Origin of the sequence: Rhodococcus sp. ARC_M12 (assembly GCF_022810385.1) — a bacterium.
GTDB classification, from domain to species: Bacteria; Actinomycetota; Actinomycetes; order Mycobacteriales; family Mycobacteriaceae; genus Rhodococcoides; species Rhodococcoides navarretei.
In genome coordinates, this window is record NZ_JALGQI010000007.1 from 15,108 (window position 1) to 36,935 (window position 21,828).

Here is a 21,828-nt window from a genome sequence, read left to right on the forward strand (position 1 = left end):
TCGCCTCGCTCTCGACGCTGCTCATGGCGCTACTCCTACGGTAGAGAGACCCTCGGTCTCGGTGATTCCCAGTGCAAGGTTCATGGATTGGACTGCGGCACCCGCCGTGCCCTTGGCCAGGTTGTCGATGGCCGCGATCACGACGAGCAAGCCGGCGTCCGCGTCGACCGACACGCTCATCTGCACGGCGTTCGACCCGATGACCGAACCGGTCTGCGGAAGCCGACCGGCCGGAAGCACGTGCACGAACGGCTCTGCGGCGTAGGCCCTCTCGTAGATCTCGACGGCCTGCGTCTGCGTTGCGGTGGTGACCGCGGTGCAGGTGGCCAGGATTCCGCGAGGCATCGGTGCGAGAACCGGCGTGAAGGACACCGATACAGCACTACCGGCGACGGCCGAGAGGTTCTGCACGATCTCGGGAGTGTGACGGTGTGCGCCCGCAACCGCGTACGCCCGAACCGAACCCATCACCTCCGAACCGAGAAGATCGGCCTTGGGAGCGCGACCGGCACCCGAACTACCGGTGACGGCAACGATATTGACGCGGGGCTCGATGATGCCTGCGGCGACGGCAGGTGCGAGCGCGAGGGACGACACCGTCGGGTAGCACCCGGGAACCGCGATGCGAGTGGCACCGATCAACCTTTCACGGCAGCCCGGCAACTCCGGCAATCCGTACGGCCAACTACCCGCATGAGGACTCTTGTAGTACTTCTCCCAGGCCGCACCATCGGTGAGGCGGAAGTCGGCCCCGCAGTCGATGATCACCACGGACTCGGGCAGCTGCAGCGCGAGCTCGGCGGACTTGCCGTGCGGGAGCCCCAGGAACACGACGTCGTGCCCGGCGAGTTCGTCGACGGTGGTCGGGGCGAGAACGCGGTCTGCGAGTGGCAACAGGTGGGGATGGAATTCACCCAGCGTCGCACCGGCATTGCCGCCCGCGGTCAGAGAGCCGATGACCAACGAACCGTCGCGCACCCCCGGGTGCCCGAGGAGCAGTCGAAGAATCTCACCACCGGCGTATCCGCTTGCGCCCGCCACCGCGATGCGCCTCGGCGTGGCCTCCGAAATAGTCATGCGGTTTATTATGCAGCATCATGCAAGCTCATTCATGAATGGGTCCGGTGTGTCACCGTCCACCCATGGACTTGCGGATCTCGTCGAGCTTCCTGCGGCCGGCTTCCTGCCGCTCGTTCCACTGCTCGTCGAGGTCACGGCCCGCCGCCGATTCTCGGTCCAACTCCTCTGCACCGACGGCTGTGCCCGATCGCTGTTCGACCTTGTCGCGCACACCGTCCCAGGTGGGCACCCCCGAATCGGTGAAGTCACCGATCGGCGCGCTCGCCGACCCCGCACCGTATCCGGTGCCGGCGGGCAGGTCCTCCACCAGCTCCGCGTCGACGATCCCCGGCACGGTTCCGCCGAGCGGAGCCCCCGGCGGTGGGTCCCCGAGCGGCTGATCGATCCGCGGCTTGGTCACCTGCGGAACGTCGACATCGGGAACGGTTCCGGGTGGCGCTCCGCGATCGGGACCGATCGGCTCCGGTTCTGCGGTGCTCAGCTCGGCCGCCAGAGCCGACGCGGCAGCTGCCACCGGGGCCAGGCGCGGGCGACCCGCCACGGCGGCCAGAATCTCCTCGACCACCCGAAGATCCGTCGGCGTGCCGTCTTTCTCGAACTCACTCATGCGCTGCTCCCGTCACCCGTGGCCACTCGTGACTCCACGCTACGGACACGCGAGCCCGGCCGTGGACGGATCAACTGCGCGGCTGCACTGATTCAACTGCGGAGCTGCGCTGGTTCAACTGCGCAACTGCGCTCCGACGGCCTTCGATGCCGCTTCGACCGCAGCATCGCGGGCAGCCGTAGCCTGATCCTCGGTCAAGGTGCCGTCGGCACCGCGGAAGCGCAACGCGAACGCCAGCGACTTGCGCCCCTCGCCGACCTGTTCACCCTCGTAGACGTCGAACAGTCGAATCGACTCGAGCAGATCGCCACCACCGATCGTGAGAGCGGCTTCCACCGACGCCGCCGGGACGGAGGCGTCGACCACCACGGCCACGTCCTGCAGCACCGCCGGATAGGGCGACACCTCGGGGGCAGGCAGCGATTCGACCACGGGCAGAGCGCTCAGGCTCAACTCCACGGCGCACGTACGCGGCGGCAAGCCCGCCCGCTCGAGCACCGCCGGATGCAGCTCGCCCGCGTATCCGACGACCTCGCCGTCGAGCAGGACCTCCGCGCACCGACCTGGATGCCACGGAAGATGTTGTGCCGCCCGAAGATCGACGTGCACTCCGGACGCCTCGGCAACAGTGCGCACCGCAGCGAACGCATCGGCGGCCTCGGCGGCGCGGCCGGGACCCCACGGGCCCGACAACTCACGCTGACCGGTGAGCACCATGCCCACGTGCACCGGCTGCGCCGGCAACGAACCGCGAAGCATCGCGATCTGGTCGTCGGTGGGACGACGATCGACCGGCAACGCGTCCACGGCGGCGGTGGCGTCGTGCCGCAGCACCACCTGTGCAATGCCGAACAACGAGACGTCTCGCTGGCCGCGGGCGATGTTCCTGCTCAACATCTCGAGCAAACCCGGAAGGACGGTGGTCGCGAGCTCGGGACGGTCGGCCTCGAGTGGATTGAGCACCGAGGTGGTCGCGCGCCGCGGATCGTCCGCGTCGAGACCCCATGTATCGAACACACCCTTGGGCAGAAACACCGGAGGCAACACCTCGACGTATCCGGAGAACGCGAGTGCCTTACCGACGGCGCGCCTGCGCTTCTGTTCGGCGGTGAGGCCGCGACCTCCCGGGGCCGACGGCAGCACCGACGGAATCTGTTCGAGCCCTTCGAGCCGCAGCACCTCTTCCACCAGGTCGGCGCGCTGCACCAGGTCCGGTCGCCAGGACGGCGGGGTGACGATGAGCTGGCCGTGTCCGCCGTCGCCGACAGACACCTCGACGCCGCAGCCGATCTGCGTCAACCGTCGGGCAGCGGTTCCATTGGGGTACTGCACTCCGGCGATTCGATCCGGTAGGTCGAAGTCCATCGTGACCGTCGGATATTCGGCGGCTTCGCCGATATCGGTCAACACGGGCTCGATCCGACCACCGGCGATCTCGACCAGCAACTGTGCTGCTCGATCCAGCGCTGCGACCGGAAGAGCAGAATCGACTGTCCGCTCGAAACGCTTGCTGGCCTCGCTGGAGAGCTTGTGGCGACGCCCGGTGCGGAACACCGCGAGCGGATCGAACGATGCAGCTTCGAGTACGACCTCGGTGGTCGAGTCGTCCACTTCGGTGGACGCGCCGCCCATGACACCGGCCAACGAGATGGCTCCCGACCCGTCGGCGATGACGACGTCCTCGGCATCGAGCGACCGCTCGACGCCGTCCAGAGTGGTCAGCTTCTCCCCCTCATTCGCGCGGCGGACGACGAGATCGCCGTCGAGCTTGGCCGCATCGAACGCGTGCAGCGGCTGGCCGAGTTCGTGCAGCACGTAGTTGGTGACATCGACGGCCGCCGAGATCGGGCGTACGCCGGCCAGCAGCAGTCGACGCTGCATCCACCAAGGCGTCGTCGCCGTCGGATCGATTCCGACGATCTTGCGCAACGCGAATCGCGATGCGCCCGACTTCGGTTCGACGGTGACCGACCAGGCGTCACCGGTGACCTCGGTGGGGACCGTGCGCGCCGGATCCACGAACGGAAGGTCGAAACTGCAGGCCAGTTCGCGGGCGAGGCCGCGGACCGAGAAGGCGTAGCCGCGATCCGGGGTCACGTTGAGCTCGATGACCGAGTCCAGCAGACCGAGAACGGCTCTGGCGTCGTCGCCCGGAGCGGCCGTGCCCTCGGGCAGCACCAGAATTCCGGAGTGATCCTTACCCAACCCGAGTTCGAGCGTCGAGCAGATCATGCCGTTGGAGTTGCGGCCGTAGGTCTTGCGCGACGCGATGGCGAATCCCCCGGGCAGGACGCTGCCCGGCAGCGCGGCCACGATGAGGTCGCCCTCGGCGAAGTTCCTGGCGCCGCAGACGATTTCCTGAGGCTCGGCGGCTCCGACGTCCACGAGGCAGAAGCGAATCGGCTTCTTGAACTCGGTCAGCTCCTCGATCGAACTCACCCGACCGACGACCAGAGGGCCGGTCACGTTGTCCAGCGACTCGAGTTCCTCGACCTCGAACCCGACCCGTACGAAACCGGCGTCGAGCTCCTCGGGCGACACGGCCCAGTCGGGAGTCCCCGCGTGTAGGACCTCGGTCAGCCAGGATTGTGGGACTCGCACGTGTGCTCAGCTCTTTCTTGTATCCGAGAAGAAGTGGGGCGGGTGAAGAACGTCCGTCAGGCCTGAACACCGAAGGGCAAGGTGAACCTGATGTCGCCCTCGACGATGTCGCGCATGTCCGGGATGTCGTTGCGGAACTGGAGCGTCCGCTCGAGACCCATTCCGAACGCGAATCCGGTGTAGACCTCGGGGTCGATGCCGCTGGCCTGCAACACCTTCGGGTTGACCATTCCGCAGCCACCCCACTCGACCCAACCGGCGCCGCCCTTCTTCTTCGGGAACCACACGTCGACCTCGGCCGACGGCTCGGTGAACGGGAAGTAGTTGGGGCGCATGCGAGTACGGGTGTCGTTGCCGAACAGTGCCTTCGCGAACGCATCCAGCGTGCCGCGCAGGTGCGCCATGGTCAGGCCCTTGTCGATGGCAAGACCCTCGACCTGATGGAAGACCGGAGTGTGCGTCGTGTCGAGTTCGTCCGTGCGAAACGTCCGGCCTGGGCAGACGACGTAGATCGGAACCTCACGCGAGAGCATCGACCGGACCTGAACCGGCGAAGTGTGCGTGCGCAGCACCTGCCGCGAACCCTCGGGCGCGATGTGAAAAGTGTCCTGCATCGTGCGCGCAGGGTGGTCGGGTAAGAAGTTGAGCGCATCGAAGTTGAAGTGCTCGGTCTCGACCTCGGGGCCTTCTTCGACTTCCCAGCCCATTGCGACGAACACGTCGGCGACCTGTTCGGAAATGATCGTGATGGGGTGCCGGGCGCCGGCGGGAGCTCGGTCGGTCGGCAGTGTCACATCGATGGTCTCGGCGACCAGGATGGCGGCGTCACGCTCGGCCGACAGCACGGCGCGTCGTTCGTCGAAGGCCTTCTGCACTCGATCGCGCGCTGCCTTGACGCGTTTGCCCGCGTCCGCCTTCTGGTCCCCCGGGATCGCACCGAGGGCGCGCTGCGCCAGCGCCAACGGAGCCTTGCCGCCCACGTGATCGATCTTGACCTTGGTCAGAGCATCGAGGTCCGACGCGTCCGCGAACGCCTGCTCGGCCGAGTCCACTGCGGTTCCGAGCGCAGACTCCTCGAGAACGCTCGGATCCACCGGCTCGGTTGCGACATCTTTCTTCGCCACGACAGCTGCACTCCTCGAGTAATAGTCGGTGTCTGCCACGAAGGGTCGTTGCTCAGGCTTCACTCCTGCGCAACAAGGGTCGTTGCGCAGGCTTCACTCCTGCGCGGAGCAGACAGGTATCGATCCTAGGCGACCGCGCTCACGAGGTTCCGGAGCGTCGCTGTGCCCGAGCACTCGCGTACAGGCAGATCGCCGCTGCAGTCGCGAGGTTGAGGCTCTCGGCGCGGCCGTGGATCGGGATTCGAATACGGTGATCGGCATCGCGCGTCACCGACTCGGGGAGCCCGTGCGCCTCGTTGCCGAACAACCACGCGGTCGGTTGCGTGAGCAACTCGTCGGCGTCGTCCAAGTCCACTTCGCCGTCGGCGGCCGTGGCGACGATGGTCAGACCCGCCCTGCGCAACGCGTCGATTCCGGACTCGATCGATCGCTCCCGAGCGATGGGCAGGTGGAACACGCTGCCCGCCGAGGCGCGGACGCACTTTCCGTTATGGGGGTCCACCGAGTCACCCAGCAAGACAATCGAATCCGCTCCAGCCGCGTCGGCGACGCGAATGACCGTCCCGGCATTGCCCGGCTCGGCAGTTTCCACCGGTACGGCGACCAACCGCGGTGTTCCGGCCAACGCACGGTCGAGCGGGACGACGATCAACTCGGTGACTGCGATGAGACCCTGCGGCGTCACGGTGTCGGACAATGCCTTCGCAGCGCGGTCTGTGATCGGAAAAACTCGTGCGCCAGCGGCCTCGACGGACGCAATGAGGTCGTGGTGGCGCTCGAGAGCATCCGGGGTGAAGAACAGCTCACGAACCAACCGGGACTGCGCCGCCTCGGACACCGCGTTGAAGCCTTCGGCGAGGAAGAGCCCGGACTTCTTGCGTTCCGCGGCTCGCGCGAGCTTGACGGCCGAAACGACCCGCGGAGTTCGCTCGGTCAGCGAATCCACGGGCCGTTTCGGTGTTGAGTCGTCGTACGTCGACTCGCTCAGGCTGCTTCTCCGGCCGGAGCGTTGACATCGGCAGGCAGTGCAGCCTTGGCGATGGCGACCAGGCTTGCGAATGCCGCAGCATCCGACACCGCGAGCTCCGCAAGGATCTTGCGGTCGACCTCGACGCCCGCGGCCTTGAGGCCCTGGACGAAGCGGTTGTACGTGATGTCGTTGGCCCGAGCTGCAGCGTTGATACGCGTGATCCACAGCTTGCGGAAGTCACCCTTGCGTGCGCGGCGGTCCCGGTACGCGTAGGTCAGCGAGTGGAGCTGCTGCTCCTTGGCCTTGGTGTACAGACGTGAGCGCTGTCCGCGGTATCCCTTGGACGCTTCGAGAATCGAACGGCGCTTCTTCTGGGCGTTGACGGCCCTTTTTACGCGTGCCACTGGTAAATCCTGTCGATCTGGGGGCTTGTGAAACCCCGAATGGTAAAGGGATGAAGCCGACCGGTATCAGTCGGCGGCCGGTCCAGATCAGATGCCGAGCAGGCGCTTGATCCGCGGTACGTCGGGCTTCTTGACGACGGCAACACCATCGAGGCGACGAGTCACCTTGGTGGGCTTGTGCTCGAGCAGGTGGCGACGGCCGGCCTTCTGGCGCAGGATCTTGCCGCTGCCGGACACCTTGAATCGCTTCTTGGCACCACTGTGGGTCTTCTGCTTGGGCATGAAATCCTCTTCTTCTGTAATCGCTCTTCGGTGTTGCATGGCACAGCCGTACGACGCAACGGAAAAACTGTGCACCGAAGCGGGTGTAGGGCTGTCTTACTGGTAGAGCACGAGGCTCAGTTGGTCTGCGCCGGAGTAGCCGGAGCTGCTGCGGCCGGTGCCTCGGCAGCCGGGGCTGCATCGGCGGGCTGTGCCGGCGCGGGAGCCGGTGCGCGTTGCGCGGGCGGTGCCGCTGCGCTCTCCTGTGCCTTGACGCGAGTCTTGGCACCCTTGTGCGGTGCCAACACCATCGTCATGTTGCGGCCGTCCTGCTTGGCCGAGGTCTCCACGAAGCCGAGCTCCGCGACGTCCGCGCCCAGGCGCTGCAGCAGACGGAAACCGAGTTCGGGTCGCGACTGCTCGCGACCGCGGAACATGATGGTGACCTTGACCTTCGAGCCCGCTTCGAGGAAGCGAACGACGTTGCGCTTCTTGGTCTCGTAGTCGTGCGCGTCGATCTTGGGGCGGAGCTTCTGCTCCTTGATGACGGTGAGCGTCTGGTTCTTGCGCGATTCGCGCGCCTTCTGCGCAGCCTCGTACTTGAACTTCCCGTAGTCCATGATCTTGCAGACCGGCGGACGCGCGTCGGGAGCTACTTCGACAAGATCGAGGTCGGCTTCGAGAGCCAAGCGGAGTGCATCTTCAACACGCACGATCCCCACCTGTTCACCGCCCGGTCCGACAAGCCGGACCTCGGGAACTCGGATGCGATCGTTGATGCGGGTCTCAGTGCTGATGGGGCCTCCTAGGTAGTGCGGTGTGGTGTGTAACCCGACCGCCTGCCACTGGCACAGCCCGTCGCCGTCGATCCTCGACATTCCCCGCAGCGATGCGAATCGCTGCAACGAAAAAACCCTGCTCCCGGTGTGAACCGATAGCAGGGCCCGATGTCGACCGGTCGACCCGCATGACATGACGTCGTACAGTCTCCTCACTGAGAGGAAGCACGCTGGCTACCCGAGAGGGTGAACCATCGTGCGACCGGACCGGAAGTAGCGTGTCGATGCCTACGTGCCGGTGGGAGTCGGGCTCCACTTGCTGCCTCCGTGCGGTGCACTCCATCGAGAAGCGCACGCCGAAGACGGTCGTCGAGTCACACTACCAGCAGATTCGAGAAACCGACAATCGAGCCCGATCGCACCCGGACTCGTCGGCACCCGATTCTCCCGACAGTAGGCGGCGTGGGATTCTCGTAGGCATGACCAGCTCCCCCAATCACGACGATGCCGCAGGTGCCGACCCCCTGGGTGCCGAGCCCGAAGTCCGTGAACTCGCCGAGGTCCCCGCGGTCGAGGTCATCAGCCGCGCTGCGGTCATGCTGATGAGTTCCGCAGCCGAGAAGCTGGGACTGTCCGAGCCGGATCCCGCCGAGAGCCCATATCTCGACCTCGACGAGGCACGACGCGTCATCACCGCGCTGGCAGGCCTGGTCACCGCGTCGGTGGAATACCTCGGTCCCCATGCCGGACCCATTCGCGACGGGTTGCAGGCACTGCAGCGCGCATTTCGGGAAGCATCTGCCCACCCGGACGAGCCAGGAAAGGGTCCAGGCGAGAAGTACACCGGTCCGGTGCACTGAGCAGGACCTTCGACGACGACAGCTGCATACCCACGAAGCCGCACCCGGTCGATACCGAGTGCGGCTTCGTGGTTACCGGGACATGAGTCAGACAGCAGCGACCTTGCGTGGCCTGCGCTTCTTCGGAGCAGCTTTCACCGGCGGGGCCACGACGGACTCGCGGGAGAGCGCCTCCTGCAGGAATTTTCCGGTGTAGCTTTCGGGTACCGCTGCTACGGCTTCCGGATTACCTTGTGCCACAAGCGTTCCACCGCCGGAACCACCTTCGGGTCCCATGTCGATGACCCAGTCCGAAACCTTGATGACGTCGAGATTGTGCTCGATCACGATCACCGTGTTGCCCTTGTCCACGAGGCCGTTCACGACGCCGAGCAGCTTGCGAATGTCCTCGAAGTGCAGGCCGGTGGTCGGTTCGTCGAGGATGTAGACCGTGCGGCCGGTGGACCGCTTCTGCAGTTCCGCTGCCAGCTTGACGCGTTGCGCCTCGCCGCCGGACAACGTCGTTGCCGGTTGGCCGAGCCGCACGTACCCGAGACCGACCTCGACGAGCGTCTTCAGGTAGCGGTGGATCGAGGTGATGGCCTCGAAGAAGTCGGCAGCCTCCTCGATCGGCATATCCAGAACCTCGGCGATGGTCTTGCCCTTGTAGTGGACTTCGAGTGTCTCGCGGTTGTACCGGGCGCCCTCACAGACCTCGCACGGAACGTAGACGTCCGGCAGGAAGTTCATCTCGATCTTGAGTGTGCCGTCTCCTGAGCAGGCCTCACACCGGCCGCCCTTGACGTTGAACGAGAATCGACCGGGCTGGTAGCCGCGCACCTTGGCCTCGGTGGTCGCCGCGAACAGCGTGCGGATCTTGTCGAATACCCCGGTGTAGGTGGCAGCGTTCGAGCGTGGGGTGCGGCCGATGGGCGACTGATCCACCCGTACGAGCTTGTCGAGCTGATCGAGTCCGTTGATACGCGTGTGCCGACCGGGAACCTGACGGGCACCGTTGAGCTTGTTGGCCATCACCGTCGCGAGGATGTCGTTGACGAGCGTGGACTTACCCGAACCCGACACTCCGGTGACCGAGGTCAGCACGCCGAGCGGGAAGCTGACGTCGATGCCGCGAAGATTGTGCTCGCGGGCACCGACCACGGTGACCTGACGCTTCTTGTCCACGACACGACGGGTGTCGGGAAGCGGAATCTCCATCCGCCCGGACAGATACGCACCGGTCAGCGATTCCTGGTTGGTCAACAGGTCCTCGTACGAACCGCTGTGCACGACGCGTCCGCCGTGCTCACCCGCCAGCGGACCGATGTCGACGATCCAATCGGACGTGCGGATGGTGTCCTCGTCGTGCTCGACGACGATCAGTGTGTTTCCGAGATCGCGCAACCGCGTCAACGTGTCGATCAGACGGCGGTTGTCTCGTTGGTGCAGTCCGATGGACGGCTCGTCGAGGACGTAGAGAACGCCGACGAGTCCCGACCCGATCTGGGTGGCGAGCCGGATGCGCTGGGCCTCCCCGCCGGACAGCGAGCCGGCGGTCCTGGCCAGTGACAGGTATTCCAGACCGACGTCGAGGAGGAAGCCGAGTCGAGCCTGAACCTCCTTGAGGACCTGCCCAGCGATCGCTTCCTCGCGGCGACCGAGGGTGAGACTGTTCAAGAAGTTCGCGGTGTCGGCAATCGACAACTCGCACACCTCGGCGATCGACTTCGGCCCGAAATCGCCCGCTGCGATCGTCACCGACAGGATCTCGGGCCGCAGCCTGGCACCGTTGCAGGTGGGACACGGCACGTCGCGCATGTAGCCGTCGTAGCGTTCCTTCATCTGCTCGGACTCGGTCTGCTCGAGTCGACGATGCAAGAACGGCATCACACCCTCGAACTCGGCGTAGTACGACCGCGTGCGGCCGTAGCGGTTCTTGTACTTCACGTGTACCTGGTGATCGCTGCCCTCGAGGACCGCACGCTTGACCTTGGCGGGCAACTTGTTCCACGGCGCGTTCAGGTCGAACCCCATGGCGTCGGCGAGCCCGGACAACAGTCGACCGAAATACTCCGATGTCTGGCCCATCGACCACGGTGCGATGGCACCGTCCGCGAGGCTGAGATCGCCGTCGGGAACGACCAGCTCCGGGTCGACCTCCTTGCGCACGCCGAGCCCGACGCAATCCGGGCACGCACCGTACGGCGAGTTGAAGGAGAACGACCGCGGTTCGAGATCGTCGATGGACAAGGGGTGGCCGTTGGGGCACGCGAGCTTCTCGGAGAACCGGCGCTCACGGTCCGATGCATTCTCGTCCCGGTCGACGAAATCGAGCACAACGATGCCGTCGGCCAGTCGAAGTGCGGTTTCGACCGAGTCGGTCAGACGCTGCTTCGAGCTCGACTTGACGGTCAGACGGTCTACGACGACCTCGATGTCGTGCTTTTCCTGCTTCTTGAGCACCGGCGGGCTCGTGAGCTGATGGACGACGCCGTCGACCCGAACACGCGAGTAGCCCTGAGTGTTGAGAGAGTCGAACAGGTCGACGAACTCGCCCTTGCGAGTGCGCACCACTGGGGCGAGTACCTGGAACTTCAGGCCCTCCTCCATGTCCAGCACCTGATCGACGATCTGCTGCGGAGTCTGCTTCGCGATCTGTTCGCCGCACACCGGGCAATGAGCCGTTCCTGCACGCGCGTACAACAGGCGGAGGTAGTCGTAGACCTCGGTGATGGTGCCCACCGTCGATCGCGGATTGCGGTTGGTCGACTTCTGATCGATGGAGACCGCAGGCGAGAGGCCCTCGATGAAATCGACGTCCGGCTTGTCCATCTGGCCGAGGAACTGACGCGCGTACGCGGACAGCGACTCCACATAGCGACGCTGACCTTCGGCGAAGATCGTGTCGAAGGCGAGGGACGACTTGCCCGAGCCGGACAGACCCGTGAACACGATCAGCGCGTCCCGAGGCAGGTCGATGTCGACTCCCCGCAGATTGTGCTCCCGTGCACCTCGCACTATCAGGCGATCCGCCACTGTGTTCCCTTCTTTCCGAACGAGCACGTCCAGTCGAGTTGCTGCACGACGCAGCAGTGCACGACGTTCGAGTCGCGTGATGACGTGTGATGCCGACGCACCGGTCACACGTCGTGTAACCGTGGACCCCACGTCGAAAACCTGTTGTGGTGAGGGACGAACCTCACGCAGTAGCAATGGTAGATCCAGGCACCGACACACTTTTCCACGTGCGCGACCCCACCGCCCCTCGTGCCGCCGACGACGGTAGCGTCCTCGAAATGGACGAGCACCTCATGGCCATCGACGACAATTACACCGGCGTCGTCGCCCAGGGTTCGCAACCGCAACGGCGGACGATTCCCGGAGCGACGATCACAAAGATGTCGGTCGGCCCCATGGACAACAACACCTACCTTGTCGTCTGTTCCGCAACAGGTCACTCGGTGCTGATCGACGCCGCCAACGAGGCCGACCGCATCTCGTTGCTCATCGACGAGAACGCGCCGACCCTGTCACTCATCGTGACGACTCACCAGCACGCCGACCACTGGCAGGCCCTGGCCGACATCGCCGGCGGTACGGACTCTCCGACCGCGGCCCACGAACTCGACGCCGAGCCCCTCCCGGTGACTCCTGACCGTCTGCTCGCCGATCGGGACACAGTATCGGTGGGCGCGCTCACGTTCGATGTGGTGCACCTGACCGGACACACTCCCGGCTCCATCGCACTCGCTCTGACCGATACCGACGGCACGCGCACCCACCTCTTCACCGGGGATTCGCTCTTTCCCGGTGGCGTCGGCAAAACGGGAAGCCCCGAGGATTTCGCCCGCCTGCTCGACGACGTGACAGAGAAACTGTTCGACCGGTACGGAGACGACACCGTCGTCTACCCGGGCCACGGAAAGGACACCACACTCGGTGCCGAGCGCCCTCACCTGGCCGAATGGCGCGAACGGGGTTGGTGACGGTCGGCGCGCTTGAGACCGTGAATCCCGGGGTATGAATAGTGTGACAAAAGGACGCGCAGCGGTAGGTTTTCCGACCGCAGTGCTGTCCTGGTTCCACCGCCGATGACACGAGAAACTACGCAGGAGGCTGTCAATGCTGGTCCGCCGTATCGCCCGTCCGCTGATGTCTACGATTTTCATCGCAGGGGGCGTCGACGCACTCCGTAATCCCACCGGCAAGGCGCAGGTCGCCACTCCGCTGATCGAGCAGGGCAAGGACGCCCTTCCCAACGACGTCACCGCGAACGTGCCGAGCGACCCGGAGACTCTCGTTCGTGTCAACGGCGGAATTCAGGTCGCGGGAGGAATTCTGTTGGCCACCGGCAAGGCACCGCGCATCGCCTCGATCGCTCTCGCCGGAAGTCTCGTACCGACGACACTCGCCGGGCACGCCTTCTGGAACGAGACGGATCCGGAGGCAAAGGCTGCCCAGCGTATCCACTTCTTCAAGAACCTGAGCCTGCTCGGTGGACTGCTCATCGCAGCCGTCGACACCGAGGGCAAGCCGTCCGTCGCATGGCGTAGCAAGCGCGCAGCACGCCGCGCGCAGGAGACCGTCGTCTCGTCACTGCCGGGTCACTCCACCCACGAGACCGGTGAGCGGGTCAAGGAAATCGCAGCCGTCGCCGCGAGCCGCAGCGCCGATCTCGCCGAGGCCGCACAGCCGAAGCTGGCCAAGTTCGCCGACGCCGCCCAGCCCAAGTTGGCCAAGCTCGCCGACATCGCCACAGAAAAGGGCTCGGAGCTGGCCGAGGTCGCTCAGCCGGCACTGAACCGCTGGGCTCACGTGGCCGCCGACAAGGGTTCCGTCCTCGCCGACGAAGCACAGAAGCGTGGATCCAAGCTCGCCGAACTCGCCGCCGACCGCGGTAGCGACTTGGCCGACGAGGCGCAGAAGCGCGGCTCCAAGCTTGCCGACAAAGCTGCGCACCGCGGAACCGACCTGGCAGAGATCGCGCAGAAGCGCGGATCCAAGCTCGTCGACGTTGCCGCTGATCGTCGCCACGAATTGACCGATGTAGCCCAGAAGCGCGCCTCCAAGCTCGCCGATCTGGCTGCCGAGAGGGGTTCGGTCCTGGCCGACGAAGCGCAGAAGCGCGGAGTCACCTGGGCCGATCTGGCGTCCGATCGCGTGGAGACGTTGAGCAAGCGGGCCCGCAAGCGTGCGGAGAAGCAGAGCAAGGAACTCGAGAAGGTGACCGAGCAGGCTCGCGCCAAGCTCGAGAAGCGAGTTGCCAAGGCTCAGAAGAACTTGGACAAGAAGCTGCAGCAGTACGCGAAGTAGTTCTCGCCGAGAACACAGCAACAGACGCGGCCCTGCCCCGGAACCAGCGGTTCTGCGGCAGGGCCGTTGTGCGACGTAGACTGCTCTGGCTGATTTCGAGGCGATATCTTCGCCTCGGCCGAACTCCCGAGGAGACCCTTTGCCGGACGACGGCCACACATCGAGAAACTCCGATGTGCCGATCGAAGAAGACATCGAGCAGGCGCACCTGACGCGGCTGTACACCCAGCTCGACGCACTCCGCGAGTACGCCGCGAACCGATTGCGTGCGGTGCTGTTGGAGACCGGCGGTACCCCGCAGGCTCGCAGTGAACGCGAATCGTTCAACCAGATGTACACCGAGGACATCGCCAAGTACGACGCCGCCGAGAACGGACTGTGTTTCGGGCGCATCGACCTCGACCCCGAGTCCCTCGACCCGAAGGTCGACGACCGGCCCGAGCGCTACATCGGCCGCGTCGGAATTCTCGACGACAAGAACGATTACGAAACGCTGCTGCTGGACTGGCGCGCCCCAATGGCCCGACCGTTCTACCTTGCGACTCCGGCTGCCCCGGAGAACGTGCTGCGGCGCAGGCACATTCGCACTCGTGGCCGCCGAGTGACATCGATCGCCGACGAATTCCTCGACCTGAAGTCCGCTCGATCGTCGAGCGATGCCGCCGTGGCAGGCGGAGTGGCGAGCGAAGGTGCGCTGCTCTCGGCACTCGATGCCGCACGTACCGGTCAGATGAACGACATCGTCGAGACGATCCAGAGCGAACAGGACGCGATCATCCGATCGCAGCACCGCAGTGTGCTGGTGGTTCAGGGCGGACCGGGTACCGGTAAGACAGCCGTCGCACTGCACCGCGCCGCGTACCTGCTCTACACCTACCGCCAGCAGCTCGGTAAGAGCGGTGTGCTGATCATCGGACCCAACGCCACGTTCCTCGATTACATCGGGCAGGTACTGCCGTCACTCGGCGAGACGGGTGTGCTGCTGTCCACGATCGGCGACCTCTACCCGGGAGTCCGTGCGCAACGCGAGGACACGGCTCTGGCGACCGAGGTCAAGGGCAGACTGTCGATGGTCGAGGTACTGACTCAGGCGGTACGCGACCGTCAGGAAGTTCCCGCCCAACCCCGTCGTCTGAAGTTCGACACCTACGACATCACGCTCGATCGCAAGATCGTCACTCGGGCTCGCGGACGCGCCCGCTCGTCCCGGCGACCGCACAACCTGGCTCGGCCGCTGTTCGTGTCCTCGGTCATCGACCAGTTGGCGAACCAATTGGCGGCGAAACTCGGGCAGAACCTCGTCGACGGGTCCAGCCTGCTCAGCGCCGACGACATCGCGGACATGCGCGACGAGATGCGCGAGGACCAGGACGTCATGGCCGCCGTCGACGAGCTGTGGCCCGATCTGTCTCCTCAGCAGGTACTCCGCGACCTCTTCGCATCGCCCGAGAAGATCGCCGCGGCCGCGCCTGCACTGAACGAGGCGGAGCGGGAGGCTCTCGTTCGTCGGGGCCACGGCTTCTCGTCGGCCGACGCTCCCCTGCTCGACGAACTCGCCGAGCTGCTCGGCGTCGACGACGCGGCCGAACGTGAACAGGCGCAACGCCAATGGCGAGGTCAGATAGCCGATGCCCAGGGCGCACTGGACATCCTGACCGGTTCGGCACCACAGGACCTCGAGGACGAACTCGATCCGGAGATTCTGATGGCGTACGACCTCATCGATGCCGATCAGCTTGCGCGACGCCAGAATTCGGGTCAACGACTCACCACGGCCGAACGAGCCGCCGGTGACCGAACGTGGACCTACGGGCACGTGATCGTCGACGAGGCGCAGGAACTCTCTGCGATGGCGTGGCGAATGGTGATGCGGCGCATACCGAATCGGTGGATGACGCTGGTGGGCGATACTGCCCAGACCGGTGATCCCGCCGGAACATCGTCTTGGGGTTCGGTTCTCGAACCGTACGTGGCCAAGCGGTGGAAGCGAACCGAACTGACGGTGAACTACCGAACACCGTCCGAGATCATGGTCGTTGCACACGACGTGTTGGCTGCCATCGATCCCGAGCAGTCCGAGCCACGATCCATTCGCAGCACCGGAACACGACCGTGGGCCCAACGAGTGGCAGCAGCGGATCTGGTCACCGCGGTGGAGAAGCGAGTTGCCGATCACCCGCGCCCAGGCCTGAGCGCCGTGCTGGTTCCCGCGGGCCACGTCGACCGATTCCGCCATCTGGCAACGGAATCGGTCACCGTATCGACGGTCAAGGATGCCAAGGGACTCGAATTCGACTCGGTCCTGATCGTCGAACCGGCCGCAATCGTGGCCGAGTCCATCAAGGGCATGAACGATCTGTACGTGGCACTCACCCGAGCCACGCAACGCCTCGGTGTGGTGCACGTCGACGCACTACCGGGGGAACTCTCGGCGCTGCAGCCGTTCGAGCCGGAGGTCTAGAGAACGCACATGCCAACGGCCCGCTCCGTCGATCCCATGGAGCGGGCCGTTGCCGAGTGGGGGTTGGATCAGCGGACGGTGTGCACGATCAGAACATCGCAGGTGGACTTGCGAGCGGCGTCCGACGGAACCGAACCCAACAGGCGACCGGTCAACGAGTTCAGACCGCGGTTACCGACGACGAGCAGATCGCCCTTCACCTCGTCCACGAGTGCCAGCAGCGACTCGACGGGGGCACCGACGATCGCCTTCTCCTCGATGTTCTTCGCACCGGCCTTGGTGGCGTGTTCACGCGCAGTGCGCAGAATCTCACGCGTCGGGGCCGATCCGGTGATCTGGTAGGCGTCCTCGCGCAATGCGTCGGCGGCAGCGGACGTGTCCTTCGGATCGGCCGGGTAGTACGCGCAAGCGATCACCAGGGTGGCTTCGGCGTCTCCCGCCAGAGCCGCGGCCTTTTCCACTGCCCGCAGTGACGATTCGGAGCCATCGGTCCCGACGACGACGGTGCGGTAGGCGCTCATTCATTCCTCCATTTGTCGGTCACACACAGATGTGACACTTCTGGTCGAACTCGATTGGTGCAAGTCACAGGACCGAAAGACGTGGTCCGGGGACTGATGCGCTGACATTAGCCGGAACCGGCCGATCGGCACGTGAACTTGGGGAACAACACGATCCGCGCCACTCACATACATTGGTTTCCATGCCGATTCCCCGCCCGCCACTGTCGAGACGGGCCATGACCGTCGTTGCCGCCGTGATCGCAGTTCTGGCGGTAGCCGCTCTCGCATTCGTAGTCCTCCCCCAGGATTCGAGCGCCGACACTTCCACGCGTGATGCGCGCATCACGCTACCGGACAGCCCCGGGTCGACGGGCACCGTCGACATCGACGCACGGCTCTACGCACCTGCTGTCACACCAGCGCCGACTGTGCTGCTCGCCCACGGCTTCGGCGGCAGCAAGGACTCGGTCGACGGTGAGGCGCGCGACCTCGCGGCACGCGGATACACCGTCCTCGCGTACAGCGCACGCGGGTTCGGCGACAGCACGGGTTCGATCTCGATCAACGACCCCGATCGCGAGGTCGCCGACGCGCGCGGACTCATCGACTGGCTCGCCGAACAACCGGAGGTGGAACTCGACGCTCCCGGCGACCCCCACATCGGCGTCGCCGGCGGATCGTACGGCGGCGCACTGGCATTGAGCGCCGGTGGTACCGACCCCAGGATCGATTCGATAGCCGCAGCGATCACCTGGAACGACCTGGGTCAGGCGCTGTTCCCCAACTTCGGGGTCACCTCCGCCGAGGGCCGAGAAGCCCTCGGCGACATCGCTTCTCCTGCAGCCACCGAGTACGGCGGCCCCGGCGTACTCAAGCGCGGCTGGGCCGGAGTGTTCTTCGGCGTCGGCGCATCGAGTGCAGTGCCCGGCGGCGAGGGCGACGGCGAGTCCAGCGCCGACGTCGGCACGTCGGCGTGCGGAAGGTTCGCACCCGAGTTCTGCGACGCCTACGCCCAATCCGCCGTGACCGGTATCCCCAGCCAACAGCTGCTCGATCTGCTGACTGCCCACTCGCCGGTCGCGGTGGCGTCGAACATCACTGCACCGACTCTTCTGGTCCAGGGCTCTCAGGACACTCTCTTCGGCCTGGATCAGGCCGACGCGACGGCGCGTCAGATCGCGGCGGCCGGTGGGAACGTCACCGTGCGGTGGTTCGACGGCGGCCACGACGCAGGCGGAACCGACGACACGAGCGATCGAGCCATCGCAGACTTCTTCGACACGACGTTGCGTGACACGGACACGGAGACCGACACCGGTACCGAGCCGTTCGTGTACTCCACTCAGCGGGCAGCCGACGAGCGCGGCGGCGACCGCGACCGCCGAATGACAGCTCCCGCCTACCCAGGACTGACCCCTGCATCCGACCCCACGGAAACCAGGTCGGTGACGTTCGCACCCACAGCGGAGAACCAGTCGATCATTCGTCCGCCCGGAGCGTCACCGTCGGCGATCTCGTCGGTACCCGGTTTGGGCTCGGTGCTCTCGACTCTCGGATCGACCGGGGCCGGAGCAGCCCTGACCGCGGACCTGCCGGGCCAGTCGGCAACGTTCACCAGCGACCCCGTCGATACGTCCGTGACGATCACCGGTGCCCCGCGAGTGAACCTGCGCGTGGCGTCTCTGGCCGGACCCGATCAAGCCGTTCTGTTCGCGAAACTCTACGACGTCGCGCCGAACGGCACGAGAACACTTCCGGGTGGTGCGGTCTCGGCGATCCGCCTGCCGGCCACCGAGGGCATCGACCCCGTCGACGTCACCGTTGCGCTGCCTGGCATCAGCTACACCGTCCAGCAGGGTCATCGCCTCGAGCTGAGTATCTCCACCACTGATCAGGCCTACGCCGTTCCGCTCGAACCCGCACAGTTCAGCGTCGCCATGACCGACAACACCATCGCATTGCCGACCGTCGCCGCCGTGGCGAGTGCGAACAGCACGGTCCCGGTGGCACCGCTGATCGGCATCGGAGTCGTCCTGCTCGCGGTCGCGGGTGCGATCGTGGCCGGAGTGGTGCGAACCAGACGTCGCGCAGTCGCCGAAGTGGACGAGGACCTCGTCGACACTCCGCTGGTGATCACCGATCTGGCCAAGACGTACTCCAACGGCTTCCGCGCCGTCGACGGCGTGAGCTTCGAGGTGAAGCAGGGCCAGGTTCTGGGTCTCCTCGGTCCCAACGGCGCAGGAAAGACCACCACCCTGCGGATGTTGATGGGCCTGATCACTCCCACCGGCGGCGACATTCGAGTCTTCGGCCACAAGGTGACGCCCGGTGCCCCGGTGCTGTCCAGGTTGGGCTCGTTCGTCGAAGGATCCGGCTTCCTGCCGCACCTGACCGGAACGCAGAACCTGCGGCTGTACTGGGAAGCGACCGGTCGTCCGATCGAGGACGCCCACCTCGAGGAAGCCCTCGAGATCGCCGACCTCGGCACCGCGATCGAACGCAAGGTCAAGTCGTACAGCCAGGGGATGCGGCAGCGGCTGGCGATCGCCCAGGCCATGCTGGGGCTGCCGGATCTGATGGTCCTCGACGAACCGACCAACGGACTCGACCCACCGCAGATCAGGACGATGCGTGACGTGCTGATCAACTACGCGAAGACCGGACGAACCGTGTTGGTGTCGAGCCATCTGCTCGCCGAAGTGGAGCAGACCTGCACCCATGTGGTCGTCATGAATCGCGGATCGGTGATCAGTTCCGGTACGGTCCGCGAACTGACCGCGGCCGGCGGACAGACGGAGATCAGGGTCGACGACGCCACGCGCGCGCAGTCCGTGCTCGGTGCCTCCGGCCACGACGGCGCGGTGATCGTCGACGACGGCACGGTGACCGTCGACCTGACCGACGCCGACTCCGCCGTCGTGATCAGAGAGCTGGTCACCGCAGGGATTTCGGTGCGCGGATTCTCGCAATCGACGCGCCTCGAAGACGTGTTCCTCGACCTCGTCCACCGGGACAACCCAGGGTCCGACACCAGCAAGGATCGCTCATGAGCACCACACACGCAGACGGGCGCGCTGCCGGGTACACCGGCGGCAGCACCTTGCCGTTCCGTACCGAGTTGCGCAGGCAACTGGGACGTCGCCGCACTCAGCTGGCCATCGGCTTCCTGGCCCTACTTCCGGTGATCCTGGCCATCGCCTTCACCGTCGGTAGCTCGAGTGCGGACTCCGATGCCGATGGGCTCATCGAGCTCGGCACTCGCGGAGGCATGAACTTCACCGTCTTCGCTCTGTTCATGTCCGTGGGATTTCTGCTGATCGTGGTGGTGGCCCTGTTCTTCGGCGACTCGGTGGCAAGCGAAGCTTCGTGGTCGAGCCTGCGATACCTGCTGGCCATTCCCGTGCCCCGGAGTCGACTGCTGACGCAGAAGGCCTTGGTGTCGGCCACCCTGTCCAGTGCTGCGATCGTGGTGCTCGTCGGGGTGTCGCTGTTGATCGGCACCGTGATGTACGGCGCGGAGTCGCTCATCACCCCGCTGGGTGAGGGACTGTCGTACGGAACCTCGCTGGTGCGGCTACTGATCGCGGTCGCGTACATCGGCATCAACCTGCTCTGGGTGGCCGGCCTGGCGATGCTGCTGTCGGTGCTCACCGACGCCCCTCTCGGGGCCGTCGGCGGCGCCGTGATGACGTCGATTCTGATGCAGATTCTCGATCAGATCACCGCACTCGGATCACTGCGCAACTACCTACCCGGGCACTACGCCAATTCGTGGATCGACGCATTCGGCACGAGCATCGACTGGAACGACATGGTGGTCGGCTCGTTCTCGGCCATCGCATACGCGGCTCTGTTCGGGCTGATCGCGTGGCGACGTTTCGGCACCAAGGACATCACCAGCTGAGACGGACTACTTCTTTTTGATCGCTGGTCCGAAGACGCCCTCGGGAATGGTGCCCTGGCCGACGATCGTTTCGCGCCACGGCGTCGCGAGCGAGACCAGCCGAGCGGCACCGTCCTCGCCGAGGGCGGCCCACGGCGCAACGGCAAGGTCGTTGGTGATGTCCTCGACCAACGTGCGCAGATCCGTGCCGTCCTGAGTCAACGCTTCGTCGGACGAGAGCAGCTCGCGGTCGGACAGAGATGCGACCGCTGCGTCCCATTGCTCCGTCGACCATCCACGACGCTTGCGCGCGAACTCCTTCTCGAAGCCGTAGCCGGTGGCAGTGTGGGTGATGAGGGCCTCGAGACCGTTCAAGCCCGCCGTTTGCAGCGCCGCAATGTGACCGTCGCCGCGGTATTCGCGAATCAGCGTCAGGGCGTGCCACAGCACGAGGTGCGGAGCTGTGGGCCAGTCGAGCTCGGCGTACGCGGCGTACAAGGGTCGACCGTCGTCACCGGGAATTCCCCGGGCCGCGATCGACGCCAGGTCGGCGGCCTCGGCCATATCCGCGGACGCCAGAACCTCGGAGCCGAGCAGTCGACCGAAGGCGGCATCGAGAGTGGCGTATCGGATGGCCATGATCTCATCGGGCGAGGCGATGTCCCAGGCGGCGGGTACGAGCGGTGCCACCAATTCCCGGTTGAAGTTGTAGAACGTGGCGGTGACGACACCTGCGCCGACCCGCCCCAGAGGTGCCGCCCGGCCCGCGAAATAGCAGGCCCGCGGCGGCAACCCAGCCGCGACCAGAGCGTCCTGCGTCTCCGGAAGGAAATAGGTCATCGAGTGAATCAGTTCGAGAGCGCGAGAGGTGCGGCCGGCGGTGGTTGCGTCCATCGTTGAACCGTATCCGAACCATTTCGGCTCATTCGCAGGCTCCACTCGCGTCTCCGGCTCATTCCGCAGGCTTCACTCGCGTCTCCGGCTCATTCCGCAGGCTTCACTC

At 65.5% G+C, this 21,828-nt stretch carries 17 protein-coding genes; 6 read left to right on the forward strand and 11 right to left on the reverse strand.

Annotated elements, in window-relative coordinates:
- Positions 1-21: 21 nt before the first annotated feature.
- From argC to infC, 8 genes are all read right to left on the reverse strand, one after another.
- Positions 22-1,077, reverse strand: coding sequence for an N-acetyl-gamma-glutamyl-phosphate reductase (argC, locus tag MTX35_RS10475; RefSeq protein WP_243594902.1), 1,056 nt, complete (start codon positions 1,075-1,077; stop codon positions 22-24).
- Between the two features lie 52 nt (positions 1,078-1,129).
- Positions 1,130-1,687, reverse strand: coding sequence for a hypothetical protein (locus MTX35_RS10480; protein WP_243594903.1), 558 nt, complete (start codon positions 1,685-1,687; stop codon positions 1,130-1,132).
- Between the two features lie 114 nt (positions 1,688-1,801).
- The gene (gene pheT, locus MTX35_RS10485; RefSeq protein ID WP_243594904.1) at positions 1,802-4,288 is read right to left on the reverse strand and encodes a phenylalanine--tRNA ligase subunit beta; all 2,487 of its coding nucleotides are present in this window, start codon (positions 4,286-4,288) and stop codon (positions 1,802-1,804) included.
- Positions 4,289-4,344: 56 nt separating this feature from the next.
- Complete coding sequence (gene pheS / locus MTX35_RS10490; RefSeq protein ID WP_243594905.1) at positions 4,345-5,412, reverse strand: phenylalanine--tRNA ligase subunit alpha; 1,068 nt, start codon at positions 5,410-5,412, stop codon at positions 4,345-4,347.
- A gap of 139 nt (positions 5,413-5,551) precedes the next feature.
- Complete coding sequence (locus MTX35_RS10495) at positions 5,552-6,358, reverse strand: RNA methyltransferase (RefSeq protein ID WP_243594906.1); 807 nt, start codon at positions 6,356-6,358, stop codon at positions 5,552-5,554.
- 38 nt (positions 6,359-6,396) lie between these two features.
- Positions 6,397-6,786 (reverse strand): 50S ribosomal protein L20, encoded by a 390-nt coding sequence (gene rplT, locus MTX35_RS10500; RefSeq protein ID WP_032378959.1) that lies wholly within the window; start codon positions 6,784-6,786, stop codon positions 6,397-6,399.
- Positions 6,787-6,873: 87 nt separating this feature from the next.
- Positions 6,874-7,068, reverse strand: a complete 195-nt coding sequence (gene rpmI, locus MTX35_RS10505) for a 50S ribosomal protein L35 (RefSeq protein WP_032394297.1) — start codon at positions 7,066-7,068, stop codon at positions 6,874-6,876.
- A 116-nt stretch (positions 7,069-7,184) separates the two neighbouring features.
- The gene (gene infC, locus MTX35_RS10510; RefSeq protein WP_279393398.1) at positions 7,185-7,925 is read right to left on the reverse strand and encodes a translation initiation factor IF-3; all 741 of its coding nucleotides are present in this window, start codon (positions 7,923-7,925) and stop codon (positions 7,185-7,187) included.
- 380 nt (positions 7,926-8,305) lie between these two features.
- On the opposite strand from infC, the gene MTX35_RS10515 reads away from it, so the two are divergent.
- Positions 8,306-8,686 carry a DUF1844 domain-containing protein gene (locus tag MTX35_RS10515; protein ID WP_243594907.1) on the forward strand — a complete coding sequence of 127 codons (381 nt, stop codon included), beginning with the start codon at positions 8,306-8,308 and terminating at the stop codon, positions 8,684-8,686.
- Between the two features lie 87 nt (positions 8,687-8,773).
- Here MTX35_RS10515 and uvrA read toward each other — a convergent pair whose 3' ends face one another.
- A complete protein-coding gene (gene uvrA / locus MTX35_RS10520) occupies positions 8,774-11,701 on the reverse strand; it encodes an excinuclease ABC subunit UvrA (protein WP_243595085.1) in 2,928 nt (975 codons plus the stop codon).
- A 260-nt stretch (positions 11,702-11,961) separates the two neighbouring features.
- Here uvrA and MTX35_RS10525 point away from each other — a divergent pair, with 260 nt between their 5' ends.
- The 3 genes from MTX35_RS10525 to MTX35_RS10535 all read left to right on the forward strand — a co-directional run bounded on the left by MTX35_RS10525 (position 11,962) and on the right by MTX35_RS10535 (position 16,439).
- Positions 11,962-12,651 (forward strand): MBL fold metallo-hydrolase, encoded by a 690-nt coding sequence (locus MTX35_RS10525; RefSeq protein ID WP_243595086.1) that lies wholly within the window; start codon positions 11,962-11,964, stop codon positions 12,649-12,651.
- Between the two features lie 136 nt (positions 12,652-12,787).
- On the forward strand, positions 12,788-13,978 hold the full coding sequence (locus tag MTX35_RS10530; RefSeq protein WP_279395839.1) for a DoxX family protein: 1,191 nt from the start codon (positions 12,788-12,790) through the stop codon (positions 13,976-13,978).
- A gap of 139 nt (positions 13,979-14,117) precedes the next feature.
- Positions 14,118-16,439: an ATP-binding domain-containing protein gene (locus MTX35_RS10535; RefSeq protein ID WP_243594909.1), complete on the forward strand. Its 2,322-nt coding sequence runs from the start codon at positions 14,118-14,120 to the stop codon at positions 16,437-16,439.
- Between the two features lie 68 nt (positions 16,440-16,507).
- On the opposite strand, the gene MTX35_RS10540 is transcribed toward MTX35_RS10535, so the two are convergent.
- Positions 16,508-16,960 carry a universal stress protein gene (locus MTX35_RS10540; protein ID WP_243594910.1) on the reverse strand — a complete coding sequence of 151 codons (453 nt, stop codon included), beginning with the start codon at positions 16,958-16,960 and terminating at the stop codon, positions 16,508-16,510.
- 182 nt (positions 16,961-17,142) lie between these two features.
- Between MTX35_RS10540 and MTX35_RS10545 the strand changes: the two genes are divergently transcribed.
- Together MTX35_RS10545 and MTX35_RS10550 are read left to right on the forward strand one after the other, a co-directional pair.
- Complete coding sequence (locus MTX35_RS10545) at positions 17,143-19,992, forward strand: alpha/beta fold hydrolase (RefSeq protein ID WP_243594911.1); 2,850 nt, start codon at positions 17,143-17,145, stop codon at positions 19,990-19,992.
- Positions 19,989-20,846 carry an ABC transporter permease gene (locus tag MTX35_RS10550; protein ID WP_243594912.1) on the forward strand — a complete coding sequence of 286 codons (858 nt, stop codon included), beginning with the start codon at positions 19,989-19,991 and terminating at the stop codon, positions 20,844-20,846. Before MTX35_RS10545 ends, MTX35_RS10550 begins: the two co-directional genes overlap by 4 nt.
- A gap of 6 nt (positions 20,847-20,852) precedes the next feature.
- Here the strand turns inward: MTX35_RS10550 and MTX35_RS10555 are convergent, their stop codons facing one another.
- Positions 20,853-21,719, reverse strand: a complete 867-nt coding sequence (locus MTX35_RS10555) for a hypothetical protein (RefSeq protein ID WP_243594913.1) — start codon at positions 21,717-21,719, stop codon at positions 20,853-20,855.
- Positions 21,720-21,828: the final 109 nt, after the last annotated feature.

Excerpts from the sequence above, each read along its gene's own strand:
- argC (WP_243594902.1), bottom strand. The coding sequence starts at position 1,077 with ATGACTATTTCGGAGGCCACGCCGAGGCGCATCGCGGTGGCGGGCGCA.
- MTX35_RS10480 (WP_243594903.1), bottom strand. The coding sequence starts at position 1,687 with ATGAGTGAGTTCGAGAAAGACGGCACGCCGACGGATCTTCGGGTGGTC.
- rpmI (WP_032394297.1), bottom strand. The coding sequence starts at position 7,068 with ATGCCCAAGCAGAAGACCCACAGTGGTGCCAAGAAGCGATTCAAGGTG.
- infC (WP_279393398.1), bottom strand. The coding sequence starts at position 7,925 with ATGTCGAGGATCGACGGCGACGGGCTGTGCCAGTGGCAGGCGGTCGGG.
- MTX35_RS10515 (WP_243594907.1), top strand. The coding sequence starts at position 8,306 with ATGACCAGCTCCCCCAATCACGACGATGCCGCAGGTGCCGACCCCCTG.
- MTX35_RS10525 (WP_243595086.1), top strand. The coding sequence starts at position 11,962 with ATGGACGAGCACCTCATGGCCATCGACGACAATTACACCGGCGTCGTC.
- MTX35_RS10530 (WP_279395839.1), top strand. The coding sequence starts at position 12,788 with ATGCTGGTCCGCCGTATCGCCCGTCCGCTGATGTCTACGATTTTCATC.
- MTX35_RS10540 (WP_243594910.1), bottom strand. The coding sequence starts at position 16,960 with ATGAGCGCCTACCGCACCGTCGTCGTCGGGACCGATGGCTCCGAATCG.
- MTX35_RS10545 (WP_243594911.1), top strand. The coding sequence starts at position 17,143 with ATGCCGATTCCCCGCCCGCCACTGTCGAGACGGGCCATGACCGTCGTT.
- MTX35_RS10550 (WP_243594912.1), top strand. The coding sequence starts at position 19,989 with ATGAGCACCACACACGCAGACGGGCGCGCTGCCGGGTACACCGGCGGC.
- MTX35_RS10555 (WP_243594913.1), bottom strand. The coding sequence starts at position 21,719 with ATGGACGCAACCACCGCCGGCCGCACCTCTCGCGCTCTCGAACTGATT.